Annotated in this window: 14 protein-coding genes and 1 other RNA gene; 8 read left to right on the top strand and 7 right to left on the bottom strand. The window is 56.6% G+C overall.

What is annotated here, in order from left to right; genetic code table 11:
• The first annotated feature begins 154 nt into the window (after positions 1–154).
• The 3 genes from GYN08_RS10345 (at position 155) to GYN08_RS10335 (ending at position 3,265) form a co-directional block, all read left to right on the top strand.
• Entirely contained in the window at positions 155–1,237 is a 1,083-nt protein-coding gene (locus GYN08_RS10345; protein WP_408015058.1) for a tetraprenyl-beta-curcumene synthase family protein, read from the top strand.
• A gap of 15 nt (positions 1,238–1,252) precedes the next feature.
• Positions 1,253–2,224: a 6-phosphofructokinase gene (gene pfkA, locus GYN08_RS10340; protein WP_166274130.1), complete on the top strand. Its 972-nt coding sequence runs from the start codon at positions 1,253–1,255 to the stop codon at positions 2,222–2,224.
• 177 nt (positions 2,225–2,401) lie between these two features.
• Positions 2,402–3,265, top strand: a complete 864-nt coding sequence (locus GYN08_RS10335; RefSeq protein ID WP_166274129.1) for a DUF72 domain-containing protein — start codon at positions 2,402–2,404, stop codon at positions 3,263–3,265.
• A 73-nt stretch (positions 3,266–3,338) separates the two neighbouring features.
• Here GYN08_RS10335 and GYN08_RS10330 read toward each other — a convergent pair whose 3' ends face one another.
• The 4 genes from GYN08_RS10330 to GYN08_RS10315 form a co-directional block, all read right to left on the bottom strand.
• Positions 3,339–4,715, bottom strand: a complete 1,377-nt coding sequence (locus GYN08_RS10330; protein ID WP_166274128.1) for an MATE family efflux transporter — start codon at positions 4,713–4,715, stop codon at positions 3,339–3,341.
• Positions 4,716–4,856: 141 nt separating this feature from the next.
• Positions 4,857–6,059 carry a putative glycoside hydrolase gene (locus GYN08_RS10325; RefSeq protein WP_166274127.1) on the bottom strand — a complete coding sequence of 401 codons (1,203 nt, stop codon included), beginning with the start codon at positions 6,057–6,059 and terminating at the stop codon, positions 4,857–4,859.
• A 356-nt stretch (positions 6,060–6,415) separates the two neighbouring features.
• Positions 6,416–6,610 (bottom strand): hypothetical protein, encoded by a 195-nt coding sequence (locus tag GYN08_RS10320; RefSeq protein ID WP_166274444.1) that lies wholly within the window; start codon positions 6,608–6,610, stop codon positions 6,416–6,418.
• Positions 6,611–6,977: 367 nt separating this feature from the next.
• Positions 6,978–7,799 (bottom strand): YitT family protein, encoded by an 822-nt coding sequence (locus GYN08_RS10315; RefSeq protein ID WP_166274126.1) that lies wholly within the window; start codon positions 7,797–7,799, stop codon positions 6,978–6,980.
• Positions 7,800–8,203: 404 nt separating this feature from the next.
• Here GYN08_RS10315 and GYN08_RS10310 point away from each other — a divergent pair, with 404 nt between their 5' ends.
• The 4 genes from GYN08_RS10310 (at position 8,204) to GYN08_RS10295 (ending at position 11,583) form a co-directional block, all read left to right on the top strand.
• A complete protein-coding gene (locus GYN08_RS10310) occupies positions 8,204–9,781 on the top strand; it encodes a DEAD/DEAH box helicase (protein WP_166274125.1) in 1,578 nt (525 codons plus the stop codon).
• Positions 9,782–9,991: 210 nt separating this feature from the next.
• Positions 9,992–10,762 carry a YesL family protein gene (locus GYN08_RS10305; protein ID WP_166274124.1) on the top strand — a complete coding sequence of 257 codons (771 nt, stop codon included), beginning with the start codon at positions 9,992–9,994 and terminating at the stop codon, positions 10,760–10,762.
• 63 nt (positions 10,763–10,825) lie between these two features.
• Positions 10,826–11,015: non-coding RNA, 6S RNA (gene ssrS, locus GYN08_RS10300), on the top strand.
• 175 nt (positions 11,016–11,190) lie between these two features.
• The gene (locus GYN08_RS10295) at positions 11,191–11,583 is read left to right on the top strand and encodes a DUF1499 domain-containing protein (protein WP_166274123.1); all 393 of its coding nucleotides are present in this window, start codon (positions 11,191–11,193) and stop codon (positions 11,581–11,583) included.
• 152 nt (positions 11,584–11,735) lie between these two features.
• Here GYN08_RS10295 and tpx read toward each other — a convergent pair whose 3' ends face one another.
• The gene (gene tpx / locus GYN08_RS10290) at positions 11,736–12,254 is read right to left on the bottom strand and encodes a thiol peroxidase (RefSeq protein WP_166274122.1); all 519 of its coding nucleotides are present in this window, start codon (positions 12,252–12,254) and stop codon (positions 11,736–11,738) included.
• A 121-nt stretch (positions 12,255–12,375) separates the two neighbouring features.
• On the opposite strand from tpx, the gene GYN08_RS10285 reads away from it, so the two are divergent.
• Positions 12,376–13,023, top strand: coding sequence for a rhomboid family intramembrane serine protease (locus tag GYN08_RS10285; protein WP_166274121.1), 648 nt, complete (start codon positions 12,376–12,378; stop codon positions 13,021–13,023).
• Between the two features lie 103 nt (positions 13,024–13,126).
• Here the strand turns inward: GYN08_RS10285 and GYN08_RS10280 are convergent, their stop codons facing one another.
• Positions 13,127–14,839, bottom strand: coding sequence for a histidine kinase N-terminal 7TM domain-containing diguanylate cyclase (locus GYN08_RS10280; RefSeq protein WP_328802920.1), 1,713 nt, complete (start codon positions 14,837–14,839; stop codon positions 13,127–13,129).
• A gap of 226 nt (positions 14,840–15,065) precedes the next feature.
• Positions 15,066–15,746, bottom strand: a complete 681-nt coding sequence (locus tag GYN08_RS10275) for a zinc metallopeptidase (RefSeq protein WP_166274120.1) — start codon at positions 15,744–15,746, stop codon at positions 15,066–15,068.
• Positions 15,747–15,761: the final 15 nt, after the last annotated feature.

Raw genomic sequence — 15,761 nt, 5'->3', positions numbered from 1 at the left:
AAAGAAATGAATATGACGAAGGTTATTTGTACAAACCAGGACCTCATATTATAATGGAAATGAATTTGGGTACTGCCCGCGCGCAAATCAGCGATCGGTCCGCCGAAGCTTCGAAACGCGCCATAAACTTATGACTGGTACTTGGAGGTACGCTTTGAACCGACTCAGAACCGCTCAACCCGTCCCCGAAGATCCCGTCAGCCTGATGCGGTGGGTGTACAAGATCGTCCTGCCGGACGTTCGGGAAGCCCTCGGGAGATGGCGCAGCCGTGCCGAGACCATTCCCGACCCCGAACTGCGGACCCAAGCGCTGGCGAGCATCGCCGACAAAGAGTTCCATTGTCAGGGAGGATCGGTATACGCCGCAATCAATTTGGACAAAAAAGACGTACTTATTCCGCTGATCGTCGCCCTTCAGACCATCAGCGACTATCTCGACAATCTGTGCGACCGGAGCACATCGCTCGACCCGGAAGATTTTCGCCTCTTACATAAGTCCATGCTGGACGCGGTCGATCCGTCCGCGCAGCCGGAAAACTATTATCGCTTCCGTGACGAACAGGAAGACGGAGGTTACCTGAACGCTCTGGTGGCCGCCTGTCAGGAGAATATCCGGCAGCTTCCCGGTTATGTCCATGCACAGCCTTATGTACGCCGCCTCGTCGGCCTCTACGGCGATCTGCAGGTCTATAAGCATATCGCTCCCGAGCTTCGCGAGCCGTCGCTCACGGCCTGGAGAGCGGAGCACGCCGATCTTGCGCCGGACCTGTATTGGAACGAGTTTGCCGCCGCCACGGGATCGACGCTCGGCATGTTCATGTTGTTTGCCGGCGCCAGCCGGGACGATTTCGACGCGCAGGCGGCGAGATCCGTCTACGAAGCCTATTTCCCGTACGTCTGCGGCCTCCATATCATGCTCGATTACCTGATCGACCAGGAAGAGGACCGTATCGGAGGAGACCTGAATTTTTGCAACTATTACGAGAGCGGGGAAGCCATGCTCGGACGCGTCGAAGAGATCGTGAACGGCGCGCGCCGCGACGTGGCGGGGCTTCCGCATGCCGCTTTCCACCGGATGATTATCGAAGGACTGCTCGCGCTGTACTTGTCCGATCCGAAGGTCAGCCAGCAGAAGGACGTGCGAACCGTGTCTAAACGGTTGATGAAGAGGAGTCCGCTGACGCGCCTGTTCTTTTTCGTCAACAGTATATGGATCCGCAAACATAAGCAGCATTAACAAGGAGGAAGCAACATGTCAGCAGTAAAAAAGATCGCAGTATTGACCAGCGGAGGGGACTCCCAGGGGATGAACGCGGCGCTCCGCGCCGTCGTGCGCAGCGCACTGTACCACGGAATCGAGATTTTCGGCATTCAACGCGGCTACCAGGGCCTGCTCAATAACGATATTTTCTCGATGGACCTTCGCAGCGTCGGCGACATCATTCAGCGCGGCGGCACCGTTCTGCAGTCGGCCCGTTCCAAAGAGTTCTATACGGAAGAAGGCCAGCGCAAAGGCGCGGAAATTCTGCGCAACTACGGCATCGACGGACTGGTGGTCATCGGCGGCGACGGCTCTTACCAGGGCGCGAACAAGCTGAGCAAGCTGGGCATCAATACGATGGGCCTGCCGGGCACCATCGATAACGATATCTCCTTCACCGACTACACGATCGGGTTCGATACGGCCGTAGGCGTCGTCGTGGATGCGATCAACAAGCTGCGCGACACGATGTCTTCGCACGAACGCGCTTCCGTCGTGGAAGTCATGGGCCGTCACTGCGGCGATATCGCGCTGCACGCGGGTCTCGCTTCGGGCGCGGAGACGATTCTCGTGCCGGAAGTGCCGTACGATCTGGACGAAGTGGCACAGCGCATGACGCACAACTTCGCGATGGGCAAACGCCACAGTATCATCGTCGTGGCCGAAGGAGCGGGCAAAGGGGACGACATCGCGTCCGAACTGTCGAAGCGTTCCAGCCAAATCGACGCCCGCGTAACCGTGCTGGGCCATATTCAGCGCGGCGGCACGCCGACTCCGTTCGACCGCAACCTGGCCAGCCGTCTCGGCGACTTCGCCGTACGCTCGCTCATTCGCGGCGAGAGCGACAAAGCCTGCGGCATTATCAAGGGCGAGCTGACGCTGACGGATATCGACAAGGTCGTCAACACGAAGACTTCGTTCGACCACGAGATGTACGAGCTGGCGCTGCGTCTGTCGCAGTAATCTTTTTGGACCTCGGATATGCGTTCCGCCGAATCCGCTCCGCCGAGCGGAGCGGCGGACGACGACCTCCCCGGCAGGGCGGCAGCATTTGAGCCGCTTCGTCCGGGGAGGTTTATTTCGTTTTGCGGGCCGGGTAAAAGGAAGGAAGACCAGACTGACGGAGAGGAGGGGCGGGAGATGATCACGATCGGATTGACGGGCTGGGGCGATCACGACTCGATCTATACGACGAAAGAAGCGGCGAAGCAGAAGCTTGTCGCCTACGGCAAATTGTTCGGGACCGTCGAAGTGGACAGCATGTTTTACGCCGTGCAGTCCCAGCGCAACATGGAGAAATGGACGGCGGAGACGCCGGGCGATTTTCGGTTTGTGGTCAAAGCGTTCCAGGGCATGACGGGACATTCGCGCGGCAAAATTCCGTTTGACGGCGAAGACGAGATGTACGAAGCGTTCCGTCTGTCGATCGGGACCATGCAGCGCGCGGACAAGCTGAAAGCGGTGCTGTTCCAGTTTCCGCCCTGGTTCGACTGCACGAGGGAGAACGTCGGGAAGCTGCGGGAGATCCGCGGCCGGATGGAAGGGGTGCCGTGCGCCCTGGAATTCCGGAATCAGAGCTGGTTCCAGCCGGTCATGCGGGAGCGCACGCTGAAATTCATGCGCGAGGAGCGGTGGATTCACAGCGTCTGCGACGAACCGCAGGCCGGGATCGGCTCCGTGCCGATCGTCGAAGAAGCGACGGACGACGAACTGACGATCGTGCGCATGCACGGGCGCAACGCGTCCGGCTGGCAGTCGGCCAATCAGCCGAACTGGCGGGAAGTGCGATACCTGTATCGTTACGATACTCAGGAGCTGGAAGAGTGGGCGGAGCGGCTTCGGCGGCTGGAGCGGCAGTCCCGGGAAGTCGCCGTTATCTTCAACAACAACTCCGGCGGCGATGCCGCCGACAATGCCCGCGAGCTTATGGCGCTGTTGGGTCAGGACGTGCCCAAGCTGCCCGGCGAGGATGCTCCGCAGCAGCTGGATTTGTTTGAATTTTAATGCAAGAAAAAAGAAGACCGTTCTGGGGGCAGGAGAGGCCTCGGGAACGGTCTTCTTTTTATGAAATAGAGAATTAGGGCGCTGCCGGGTCCGCGGGATGCGGGCCGCGCCCGTTGATGCGCTGCACCTTGAACAACCGCAGCAGAAGCAGGACCGCGCCGACGGCCAAGCCCGCGATCAGGCCCAGCCAATAGCCGAACGGACCAAGCGGCGTGTAGACGGCCAGCGCGAAGCCGAGCGGAAGACCGATGCCCCAGTAGGCGATCAGGGTGATGAAGAAGGCCGGCGTGACGTCTTTGTAGCCGCGCAGCGCGCCTTGGATCGGCGTGGCGAGCGCATCCGACAGCTGGAAGAAAATCGCGTAGCCGAGGAATTGGACAATCAGCGCCGTTACGGTCGGATCCGTGGAATAGATCAGAGCCACCTTGTCGCCGAACAGCAGCAGGACGACGGCCGTGAGCAGCGCCATGAATACGGCCGAACCGATTCCGATGGAAGCGTATTGACGCGCATCCTTATGCCGGCCGCCTCCCGCTTCGTAGCCGACCAGAATCGTCAGCGCCATACAGATCGCGAGCGGGATCATGTACAGCGTCGAGGCGAAATTGATCGCGGCGGAATGCGCGGCCACGGCATTGGTGCCGAAGCGGTTCATCAGCAGCGTCACGGCGGCGAAGATGGACGTCTCGAAAAAGGTGGCGAAACCGATCGGGATGCCGAGCTTCAGCAGCTCCCGCTGCTTGGGCCAGGAGACGGCATACCGTTTGCGGAAAAAGCCGAAGCTTGCGAACGGCTCCGCGCGGTGCATGACGGCCAGGGCGATCAGGAAGATGACCCAATACGTCACGGCGCTGGCGATGCCCGCTCCGACTCCGCCCAGCTTCGGAAAACCGAATTTGCCGAAAATGAGCAGATAGTTGAGCAGCAGCTGCACCGGCAGCGAGCAGAGCGTAATCGCCATCGAGACCCGGGTTTGTCCCAGCGCGTCGATACAGCCGCGAAGCACCGTATAGGCGAACAGCGGCACGACGCCGAAGGCGAGGCAGATCAGGAATTTGTAGGCGGTATCCGCAACTTCGGCGTCCGCGTTCATGAATTCGATCGCCGGACGCAGCAGCAGGGCGCCGAGCAGCAGCACGGCCGCCGAAAACAGCAGCGACAGCAGCAGCGCCTGGAAGACGTTGAAGCGCACGTCGCGCTCCCGCCCGCCGCCGACAAGTTGGGAGACGATCGGCATGATGCCGTTCAGGACGCCGTTAAGTCCGGTCTGGATCGGCATCCAGAGACTGACGCCGATCGAGACGCCCGCCTGTGCGGCGGGACTGACGTGTCCGGTCATGCTCGTATCGAAAAATGCCATCGCGGACAAGGCGAGCTGCGTAATAAAAATCGGCAGGAACACGACGACGAATTGAGCGAATTTTTGGCGAAGCGTGGATGTGGGGCGCATCGGTTTGACAGATCCTTTCGGCAGAGCGACGCCGCATGCGGACGCAGGGAAAAACCCGGCCGTGTAAGGCCGGGTTTGCGCGGTGCGTGTGCCGCGAGCGTAATCGCTTGAATGAATTCATTGAAGCGGACTGCTTGGGGCTCAGTCTTTCGGGCCGTAATTGCCGTCCTTGGTATAACGGTTGGAAGCGTTCCAGAGCAGATATTCGTCCACGTTCATGTCGGCCATCGCTTTGATCTGGGCGTCCACTTCGGCTTTTCCGTACTTCGTATAATGGCCGCTTCCCAGCCAGCTGGCCGTGAAGTCCTGAATCCACGGACGCACGATCGGACGCTGGGATTCCTCTTTGATTTCGTCCAGCTTTTTGAACGTGTCGACCATGGAGCCTTTGATCGTCTTGTAAGGCTCGATATCCGGATTCGTCGCGCCGAACCAGCCCGTCGAATAGTGGCTCGGATAGACCATCGGCGCGATGACGTCGACGTTTTCCGAGATCTTGGTGAAGTCCTGTCCGATGCCTTCGGCCGCCGGGACGGATGCCGCATAGCCGAAAATGTCGACCGATACGCGGACGCCGAGCGGAGCCAGCTCCTTGCGGGCGTACTGCACGAATTCGGACACCGCTTCGGTGCGCGTTTTGTCGGTTTTTTCGTAAATCAGCTCGTCGGCGCGTTTCTCGAAGCCTTCCGCAAAGCGGACGTAGTCGAACTGGATTTCCTTGAAGCCTTTCGCCGCCGCTTCCTTGGCGATCGCGACGTTGTAATCCCAGACTTCCTTGCTGTACGGATTCACGAAAGCGTCGCCGCCGCCGTTTTTCCAGACGGCGCCGCCCTTGTTCGTGAACGACAGTTCCGGATGGTTTTCCGCCAGTACGGTATCTTTGAACACGACGATCCGGGCGATCGGATAGACGTTATGTTTTTTGAGTTTGGCCATCAGGGCATCGATATCGGGAATGAATTTTTGGGCGGTGCCCATTTTCAGCAGTTCCTGATTGTCGGTCTTGTACGTTATGTACCCCAGGTCGTCCTTAATGTCGATAACCATGGCGTTGAGGCCGGTATTATCGAGCAGATCGAGCAGTTCGTTCATCCGGGAACCGCCCGCGCTGTAAGCCGTCACGTAAATGCCTTTTACTTTAGGCGCGTCCGGCTGCGGATCGATTTTGATCGGCGGGTTGTCCGCGTCGATGACCACGCTGTCTTTCTGGGCCGTCAGCGCGCTCAGGTTCCAGGCGGATTCGACCGCCACGGTGATCGGGTTGGCTTGTGCCTGCGCCGGCTGTACGCTGTCCGGGTTGGAAGCGCCTACCGTCAGAGCCAGCAGGCTCCATAAGATGTCCATTTCATTCTCTCCCTTGTCTGTGCGTGATTCGCGGCCGGTTTCCGGACTGCTTGCGGCGTTCCCGTCGGAACAAGCCGAGCCGCCGGCCGGAAGGACCGTTACCAGTATAGCGTTTTTTTGACCGTTTAAAACAACAAATTTGTCACGAATGCCTGATTATTCCGGCATCCGGCATGTCACACCCACTTGAAGACACACCTTCAACCTTTAACCGCCAAGCGGGCGGGCGAATCCGTAAATTTGCGAAAAAACCCCGGGTGCAGCTTCGAACGCATATGTAGGGCCGCTCCCTCCCGAAGGAAAAGAGCGGCCTTATAGAGAAATCTTTTGGAAAAAGACCGTGCGTGAAGCGCAGCTTACTGCAAAACTTCCGGCGACTGATGTTCCAGGATGCTGTGATGGATAATGTCGAGTGCGTCTTCGGCTTCGAGAATGCCCAGGCCGTCGCGCAGGACGATCACGGAATCAAGCTCCTGCTGCTTCAAGAACGTAAGCATGTCGGGGTACCATTTCATCACGATTTGTTCAAGTTTTACGGCTTCCATTTCCATAGTCGTCACCCTTTCTTTTCCGGAATCGTGCGTCATTGTCTGACTCGAATACCTGAGAAAAGCTAACCATGCGCTGCCTATGAAGCTGAAGCGTGAAGCTTGCCAACCCGGGACTCCGGGAAGCCCCGGAAGCGGTACGCGTTCATTATAACATACCCTTATACGGAATTCGATTTTACCTTTTTCCCATAAAAAAAGCCCGGAAAGGGCGGTGGGAAGCGATCGCGTTCGCCTTTGAATTCGGGAAATCCGCACATTAGGCCCGTTCGGATTTCCCGGGTTCAACACGCGACCGGAACGCGCTTTGTCCTCGGCGCCGGAGGCTGTCCGGCGAATGGGATTTTCGGAAAAACCGGTCGACCGGAACCTAGCGCTTGCGGAAAGAGCCCATGACGCCGGCCGTTTCTACAATGTTTACGAACGCCCGGGGATCGGCTTCCTTGATGATGCGCCTCACTTCGGCCAGCTCGTACATGGTCGTCACGGTCATCAAGAGATCCTTTTTCGTATGGGAAAAGGCGCCTTCGGCGGGGATGCGGGTAACGCCCCGTTCGATCTGCAGCAGCCGCTCCAGCATTTTGTCCGTATCGTCCGTCACGATGAACAGCGTCACTTTGATATGGCTGACGTGAATCATGTCGACCACTTTGCCGGTAATATAGATGGAGACCATCGACAGAAGAGCAAGATTCCAGTCGCTCTGCAGATAGCCCATCGCGAGAATGACGAGCGCGTTCAGCGCGACCAATATGGTTCCGACGGGGAAGTCCCGGTAGCGCGTCACGATGGAGCCGAGAATGTCGAAGCCGCCGCTCGATCCGCCGACCCGGAACGAAATCCCCGATCCGACGCCGACCAGGATGCCGCCGAATACGGAAGACAGAATTGGGTCGCTCGCCACCATTTTTTCCGGCACGAGGGCGATCATAATGGTGACGGCCGCGACGGAAACGATGCTGAGCAGAATGAAGCGGCGTCCCAGCAGGAACCAGCCCGCGATCAGCATCGGAACGTTATAGACGAAGTACAGTACGCCGATCGAGATCGGAGTGAAGTAGCCCGTCAGCATGGAAAGCCCGGATACGCCGCCGCTCAAAAGCTGATGCGGAATTAAAAACAGGTTGAAGCCGGCCGCGATCAGCAGGGCGCCGACGACCGTTGTAATAATGTGACCGAACCTAATGAACAAAATGACCACTCCTGAAAAACAAAATGAAAATTCAAAGTAAAAAATGAAAACCGTGAAAAAATGTGACAAACCCTTGAAGGTTTACTGGCTTTTTGATAGCCGCTTATGGTATAATGATTTAGATGTTCTTGAGTAGATCTTTCTCGTTTCCGTAACCGTCAGCGGCTGAACGGAAGAATCACGAGTAAAAGGATAAACGGTATATAATAAAGCTTCGGCTTTTCGGCTTCGGCTTTGAAGAAGCTCCTCCCTTGTCCAAGTGGTGCGGAGAACTTGGCGTCATCAGCATATGAGGAACCCTTCGGTTATCGATCGGTTGCGGCTACTTAAGAATACAGAATCCGAAAGCGGCTTGTCCACAGTTAAAGTGGCGATCCGCTTACAATAAAAGGAGCATGAATCTATTGGCAAATTTTGTAGACTTCGATTTGGAACCAAAGGTATTGCAGGCAATCACGGAAATGGGATTCGAAGAAGCGACACCGATCCAGTCGCAGGCGATTCCGATCGCCTTGACCGGAAGCGACATGATCGGCCAGGCGCAGACGGGTACCGGTAAAACGGCCGCGTTCGGCATCCCGATGATCAGCAAGATCGCCCGCGAAGAAGAAAAAATTTCGGCGCTCGTCATGGCGCCTACCCGCGAACTGGCGATTCAGGTTGCCGACGAGATCGAGAAGCTGGCACGCTTCAAAGGGCTGCGTTCCCTCGCCATCTACGGCGGTCAGGATATCGTTCGCCAGATCCGCGCGCTGAAGAGAAAGCCGCAGATCATCATCGGTACGCCGGGACGTCTGCTCGATCACATCAACCGCAAAACGATCAAGCTCGACGACGTTCAGACGGTCGTGCTGGACGAAGCGGACGAAATGCTGGACATGGGCTTCATGGAAGATATCCAATCCATCCTGAAGCTCGTTCCGGAAGAGCGTCAAACGCTGCTGTTCTCGGCGACGATGCCGGCCAACATCAAGCGTCTGGCCGAGCAGTTCCTGAAAAACCCGCAGCACGTATCGGTCATTCCGAAACAAATCAGCGCTCCGCTGATCGACCAGGCTTACATCGAAGTGCCGGAGCGTCAAAAGTTCGAAGCGCTGACGCGCCTGCTCGACATGGAATCGCCGGAGCTGGCCATTCTGTTCGGACGCACGAAGCGTCGGGTCGACGAACTGGCGGAAGCCCTGCAAAAACGCGGCTACTCGGCTGACGGCCTGCACGGCGACCTGTCGCAGAACCAACGCGATGCCGTTATGCGCAAATTCCGCGACGGCAGCATCGACGTGCTGGTGGCGACGGACGTGGCGGCACGCGGACTCGACGTATCGGGCGTGACGCACGTTATCAACTTCGACCTTCCGCAGGATCCGGAAAGCTACGTTCACCGGATCGGCCGTACGGGCCGTGCCGGCAAAGAAGGCAAAGCGTGGTCGTTCGTAACGCCGCGCGAGCTGGATCACCTGAACTTCATCGAGCGCGTAACGCGCCACAAGATCGCCCGCAAGCCTCTGCCTACGATGAGCGAAGCGATCGAAGGCAAGCAGCGCATTCTGGCGGAGCGCATTTTGGAAGTGGTGCAGGACGGCGAACTGAACGAATACAAAGGCATCGCCATCCAACTGCTCGAGCAGTACGATTCCGTGAACCTGCTGTCGGCCGCGATGAAGCTGATGACCGGCGAGAAGAAAGACGCCAAGATCGAGCTGACTCCGGAAGATCCGGTTCGCGTGAAGCGTCGCAAGCCTTCGGGCAGCTACGGCGGCGCTCGCACCGGCGGCGGCTACAAAGGCAGCGGCGGCGGTTACAAAGGCGGCTATAAAGGCGGAAGCAGCAGCGGACGCAGCGGCGGCTACCAGGGCGGCGGAAATCGCAGCGGCAGCGGCGGTTACAAAGGTTCGAAAGAAGGCGGCTACCAGGGACGCGGCGGCAAGTCCTCGTACCAGGGAGATCGCCCGACCACGAAACGCGATAACTACGAAGGTTAATTTGAACGGTTACGGAAGGGCGGCGCAGCGATGCGCCGCCCTTTTTTTGCCGCAAAAAAGAAGCGGGGCCGCGTAGAAAGGTTTCGAAAGCCTTTTACGCAAGGGTGGTTTTTGCGGGTCGGAATCGGTATAATTGAACTATGAACCGGCATGCAGCGTGTCTCCGGGCACCTTAATGGCGATTATGCGATTTTTGAGGAGGAATACCTGTTGGAATTTAGGGGGCTTACAGGAGGCATTTACCGCTTGACCGAGTGGATTATGCGTCTCTCGGCGACCAATCTGCTCTGGGTGCTGTGTTCGGCGCCATTCTTGTTTATTCTGTACATGCGGTTGGCGATCGATCCGCAGTTCGTGAACGAGGCGCTGACGCTGAATTGGGCGCTTGGAATTCTGGCACCGGTTACATTGTTTCCCGCGACTTCGGCGATGTTTACCGTGACGCGCAAATGGGTCATGGGAGAATCCGACGTTAAAGTCATGCGGACGTTTTTCAGGGGATATAAGGAGAACTACAAGCAGAGCCTGGTAGGCGGCATTTTCTACACGCTGCTGTTCGTCGTCATGTACGTGGACATCACCGTCTATATGGTGCAGTTCCGCAACATGCAGCTGTTCGGCATCCTGATGCTGATCCTGATGATTCTCCTGTTCGTGTCGTTGTTCAACTTCTTCTCGATGGTGACCCATTACCACATGAAGATCGGCGGCATTTTGAAAAACGCGATTCTGCTGACGCTGCTGCGTCCGTTCCGCGTATTTTCGACGCTGCTCGGCGCGATCGCCGTTTTGTACATCTGCTGGCAGATGCCCGTGCTGCTCGTCATTTTCGCCGGCAGCGTCATTTCCTGGTTCGCCTTCTTCAACTTCTACGCGACATTCCTGAAAATGCAGGAGCAGGCGAAGAAGCGGGAAGAGCAGCAGAACCCGGACGGCGAAAACGAACTGATCGAACTCGGCAAGGAGAAAAAGGGGAAATAAGAATCCGCGGCAAAAAGTGCTTGTCGGAGTTTACATCGGCGGCCGCAAGCGCTATAATAACTCTACATCCTGCGATGTACGTTTCGGTTTTTCGTTGTTTTGAACCAATGAATAAGTCTCGGGAGACCTACATTAAGCGCCGCAATGAAAAGCCCTGTCTATATGACATGGGGACTTCAAAGCCCGTTTTGCGGTCACCCACCTGCGATAGCAGGTTCGAGACAATGGCACCGGACGGCAGAGCGGGATCTCTTCCTTTTTATAAGGGAGTTACATAGGCGATAGCGTGATCCCGAATGGGATATGGGCGTCCTTGCACCGGAAGAGTTCCGGAGCGGGACGTTTTTGCTGTGTTTTTCTTTTGTTCTGAATCGAACAATGCTAAACTAAGAAGTAGATCGACGGGAAACGTTAAAGGAGGAAAGATCTTGTCGTTTAAACGTACATTGGTCGGAATCATTCGCAGTCAGGAAGGCACCAGCGACCGCGCGACCGACCCGAATATGAAAACGAGATACTACAGCCTTTCCAGAGACAAAGCTTGGGACGAAGTCAGCTCCACATTGAAAAAGATCCCCGGCTATAAAGTGCTGCACGAAGTGGCCGGCGTCGGCGAGATTACGCTGGAGAAACGCACGAAGTTCGGACGGACCATGGACATTACCGTTTCGGTTCTTGCGGTAGGCCCTGTAAAAAGCGCGGTCGATATCTATTCGGCTTCACGCGGTTCGCTCGGCGACCTCGGCGCGAATTACCGGACGATTCTGAGTTTGTTCGCGATTCTCGACAAAAAGCTGGCGGCCCACAAAACGACAAATTGACGTCCGCGGCCGCGCGAATCGGGAAGGTTGGCGCGTGCCGGCACTTTTGCTTGTTGTCCGGCTTTATGTAAGCGCACCCGCTCTGCGGAGTTCCGCAGGCGGGTGCGTTTTTTCGTGTCCGAATTTCGTTCGCGAGAAAGCGAAGGGAAAGGTTACAGCAGAGCTTTGACGGCGGATATCGCCTGCTCGTAGTCGGGGTGTTCGCTCATTTCTTTCAAATATTCGACGTAGGCGATGCGGTCGTTTTCGTCGAGAACGAAGATGGCGCGCATGTCGAGCTGCAGTTCGTCGATAAGGACGCCGTAAGCTTCGCCGAACGAGCGGGCTTTATAGTCGGAGAGCGTAACCACCCGGTCGACGCCTGCGGCTCCGCACCAGCGGGCCTGAGCGAACGGAAGGTCGACGCTGACGGTCAGGATGACGACTCGCTCGCCCAGATCGGCGGCTTCCGTATTAAAGCGCCGGGTCTGCGCGTCGCAGGTTCCCGTGTCGAGAGACGGAACGACGCTGATCAGTTTGATTTTGCCGGAAAAGTCGTTCAGGGAAGCTTCTTCCAGCAGATTGCGGTTCAGTTTGAAATCCGGCGCCTGATCGCCGACTTTGAGCTCGGGCCCGATCAGCGTGATCGGATTGCCTTTGAACGTGGCGATGCCGGTTCTGTGTTGTGCCATGGGGAACAACCTCCTTCTCTATTCTGCAAAAATCGGGAACTTTGGATTTTCCCGTGCCGTTTCATTATAATATTTGTTAGAGATCCTTTGCAAAAAGACAATAGAGGAAAAGGGGAAAATCATGATTTTTGTAAGGTACGAAAAATGGAACCAGTACCTGAAGTTCTATCCGGTCACGGCGCTGCTTGTTTTGATCAACGTCGTGATGTTTATCGTTCTGGCCGCAAACGGCGCTTACAGCCGCGACGCCTCGGGAGCGATCCTGCTGCAATACGGAGCGCTGTCCAACGTGCAGGGCGTGCCGGGCATCGGAAACGTGGACTCGCCTTGGCGTTACCTGACTTCGATCTTTCTGCACGGAGGCTTCGAGCATCTGCTGTTCAACTGCTTCGCCATTCTGGTTTTCCTTCCTCCGCTGGAACGCCTGCTGGGACATATCCGTTACGGAGTTTTGTATTTGGCCAGCGGTATGATCGCCAACCTCATCAGTATGGGCGCCTATAACCGGGCGAGCGAATACTTTATTTCGGTCGGGGCCTCCGGCGCGATCTACGGCGGGTACGGCGCTTTTCTGTATATGGCGCTGTTCCAGCGAGCGAAGATGGATAAGGGTTCGAGACAGACGGTCTACATCCTGCTCGTCATGGGCTTGATCTTCAGTTTCATTACGCCGAATATCAATATTTGGGCCCATTTCGGCGGTGCGGTTGCCGGATTCTTCTTGTACGGCCTGATGGTGCGCCTTCCGTTAGGGCGAAAGGTCGGTTGAACTGCTCGGACCTGCCGGCAGCGAAATACCGCGTTAAAAAAGAAAAGAGCCGATTCCTTCCGGGATCGGCTCTTTTCTTATGCAAGGCGGATCGTTCGGCGAGTTAAACGGATTGTCCGTGACGCAAGGAAGGGACCTCGCGGAGATCGGCGAACTCGACGCGGTTGCGGCCGTTTCTTTTGGCGCGATACAGCGGCTTGTCGACCTCGGAGAACAGGAAGGGCACATATTCTTCGAGGCTGAGCGGCCGCGGGTCCTGTCCCAAGTGTTCGACGGCGAGCACGCCAAGACTGACCGTAACGTTTACCGGATGAGGGCTTTGCTCCAACGGAACCCGATTGGCTTCCACCGACGAACGGACCCGCTCGGCGATTTGCAGGGCGGTGTCGCGATCCGTGCACGGCAGATACATAATGAATTCTTCGCCGCCGTAACGCGCAAGAATGTCCGTGCTTCGGATGCACGGCTTGACGATCTGCGCGGTGCGGTACAGCACTTCGTCTCCCGCGACATGACCGTAACGATCGTTGATCGTTTTAAAGAAGTCGATATCGAACAGGATAAAGGAAAAAGGTACGCGCTGTTCCAGGTTGGCAGGCATTTCCCGAAAGAGACGCTGCATCAGATAATGGCGGTTATAGCAGTGCGTCAGACTGTCGGTCAACGCCATTTCTTTGAGCCGGAGGTTCGCCTGAGACAATTCGAGACGGGTTCGATCGAGGGAACGGTTGCGCTCCTGCAGAAGATCGTTTTGACGATTCAGCTCGCGAACGAGCCGGCGTTCCTGCGAGACGTCCTGGAAAGTAAGAATGCGGCCGATCGGAGCGCGGTCGGTATCGAGAATGGGCGACGACTGCAGGATGAAATACAGGCCGTTGTCGTGTTCGGAAGACAGCTCGATTCCGAACGAATCGCTGCCTTTACTCTTATAACGCTCCAGAAATTGTCGGCTGCCGCCTGTCGATCGTGCGGAAGCCAAAAATTCATCGGGATTGAAAAGTTCTCCGACGGCGACGTTTGCGAATTTTCGAAGCGCGCGATTGGTTTCCACGACCGAATCGTTCTCGTCGAGCACGAGAATGCCGTGGGGAATCGTGTTCATGATGTCTTCGTGCGCGATCGAGACCAGATCGAACACTTTGTACCGGGTAATTACGAAAACGAAAAACAGATCGGCGCTAAAGATGCCGAGCGAAGTCAAGCCGGGAATGATCGGAAGCCGCTCGCGCAAAACGACGTTGAGCAAAATGTCCGCCGCCACGAAAACGAAGAGAACGCAAATTCCCCAGAGGATGATCCGGATCTGTTTCTTGAGGCTCGGAGAAGCCGTGAACGACCGGCCGGCGCGAAACAGAACCGCCAGGGAAGCCGCAAAGTAACCGGCGAGCACGGCCGCGGTGAGCCAAAACAAAGGACCGTAGGCGCGGTCGACGTAATTGTCGGTAGCGGGACTGGCGAACAGGCGGAACGGATTGGCGATTACGCCGATCGAAACGATCAAAGCGGGGACAAAAAGCAGGCTGACGAACCGGGGATTCAACGCCTGCTTATCCTCGGTCAGAAACAGGGTGAACAGCAGCCAGCCGCTCGCCAGCATCAGGAAAGCGACGAAAGACAAGGACACGCAGAGAAATTGGATATCCGGGTCCTGCACGACGTGGGTAGCGAACTGGCACAGCGGCCAAAGCATCATGAAAAAGTGAAACACGAAATAGACTTTATGTAAGTTCGTGATGCGCACCGCAAAAAAAATATAAGCGAACAAAGCGGCCAATAAGGCAAACAAGAAAAGATCGTACCACATTGATAGGCTCACAAACCTTCTCCTTTATATCCAAAACTTCGATCGGATTCGATGCTTCAAAGTAGTTGTATAGTACCATAATATCAAGCGAATTAGCTAATATTTATTGAAGACGCGTCGGATTGGTAGGACTCGCGTATGAGGTCTTCCTGTTTGTGCGAAGCAAAAAAAACGGCGTCCGCTTGAAGGCGGACGCCGTTTTTTCGTTGAAGGGGTGCAAGTCTTTCGCGGGCTTCGATCAGTCTCTGCTGTTGAAGATGCCGATCAGACGGACCAGCTCCAGCAGCGAGACGAGAGCGGCCGCAACGTAAGTGAGAGCGGCGGCGTTCAGCACTTTGCCGACTCCGCGTTCTTCTTCGTTCGTGATATAGCCTTCGGAGACCATGATCTCGCGTGCCCGGTTGCTGGCATTGAATTCGACCGGAAGCGTAATCAGCTGGAACGCAACCGTAACGGCGAAGAACAGGATGCCGAAGCCGACCAGGCCCATCGCGCCGAACAGCAGACCGCCGAGGATCAGGAACGGAGCCACGCCGGAAGCGAAGTTGACGACCGGGAAAATGCGGTGGCGCAGCGACAGCATCGGATAAGCTTCCTTATGCTGAATGGCGTGGCCGATCTCGTGGCAGGCGACCGAGACGGAGGAGATGCTGTTGCCGTAATAGACGTCTTCGGACAGCGCGACGGTGCGGTTGATCGGGTTGTAATGGTCGGACAGCATGCCCGGCACCGGAACGATTTGAACGTCGTGCAGGCCGTGCGTATCGAGCATATGGCGAGCGGCCTGGTATCCCGTAATGCCGCTGTGCACCGGCACTTCGCGCCATTTGTTATACGTGCCTTTGACCCGGAACTGGGCCCAGATCGTCAGGATAAATGCCGGAATGATCAAAATGTACATAAAAGCGTTGAAACTCATGTAGGGTTCCCTCCA

Source organism: Saccharibacillus alkalitolerans (assembly GCF_011090185.1).
Lineage (GTDB): Bacteria > Bacillota > Bacilli > Paenibacillales > Paenibacillaceae > Saccharibacillus > Saccharibacillus alkalitolerans.
The sequence above is the reverse complement of the archived record's forward strand: the minus strand, read 5'-3'. Positions and strand labels throughout refer to the sequence as shown.

Excerpts from the sequence above, each read along its gene's own strand:
- pfkA (WP_166274130.1), top strand. The coding sequence starts at position 1,253 with ATGTCAGCAGTAAAAAAGATCGCAGTATTGACCAGCGGAGGGGACTCC.
- GYN08_RS10335 (WP_166274129.1), top strand. The coding sequence starts at position 2,402 with ATGATCACGATCGGATTGACGGGCTGGGGCGATCACGACTCGATCTAT.
- GYN08_RS10330 (WP_166274128.1), bottom strand. The coding sequence starts at position 4,715 with ATGCGCCCCACATCCACGCTTCGCCAAAAATTCGCTCAATTCGTCGTC.
- GYN08_RS10325 (WP_166274127.1), bottom strand. The coding sequence starts at position 6,059 with ATGGACATCTTATGGAGCCTGCTGGCTCTGACGGTAGGCGCTTCCAAC.
- GYN08_RS10320 (WP_166274444.1), bottom strand. The coding sequence starts at position 6,610 with ATGGAAATGGAAGCCGTAAAACTTGAACAAATCGTGATGAAATGGTAC.
- tpx (WP_166274122.1), bottom strand. The coding sequence starts at position 12,254 with ATGGCACAACACAGAACCGGCATCGCCACGTTCAAAGGCAATCCGATC.
- GYN08_RS10285 (WP_166274121.1), top strand. The coding sequence starts at position 12,376 with ATGATTTTTGTAAGGTACGAAAAATGGAACCAGTACCTGAAGTTCTAT.
- GYN08_RS10275 (WP_166274120.1), bottom strand. The coding sequence starts at position 15,746 with ATGAGTTTCAACGCTTTTATGTACATTTTGATCATTCCGGCATTTATC.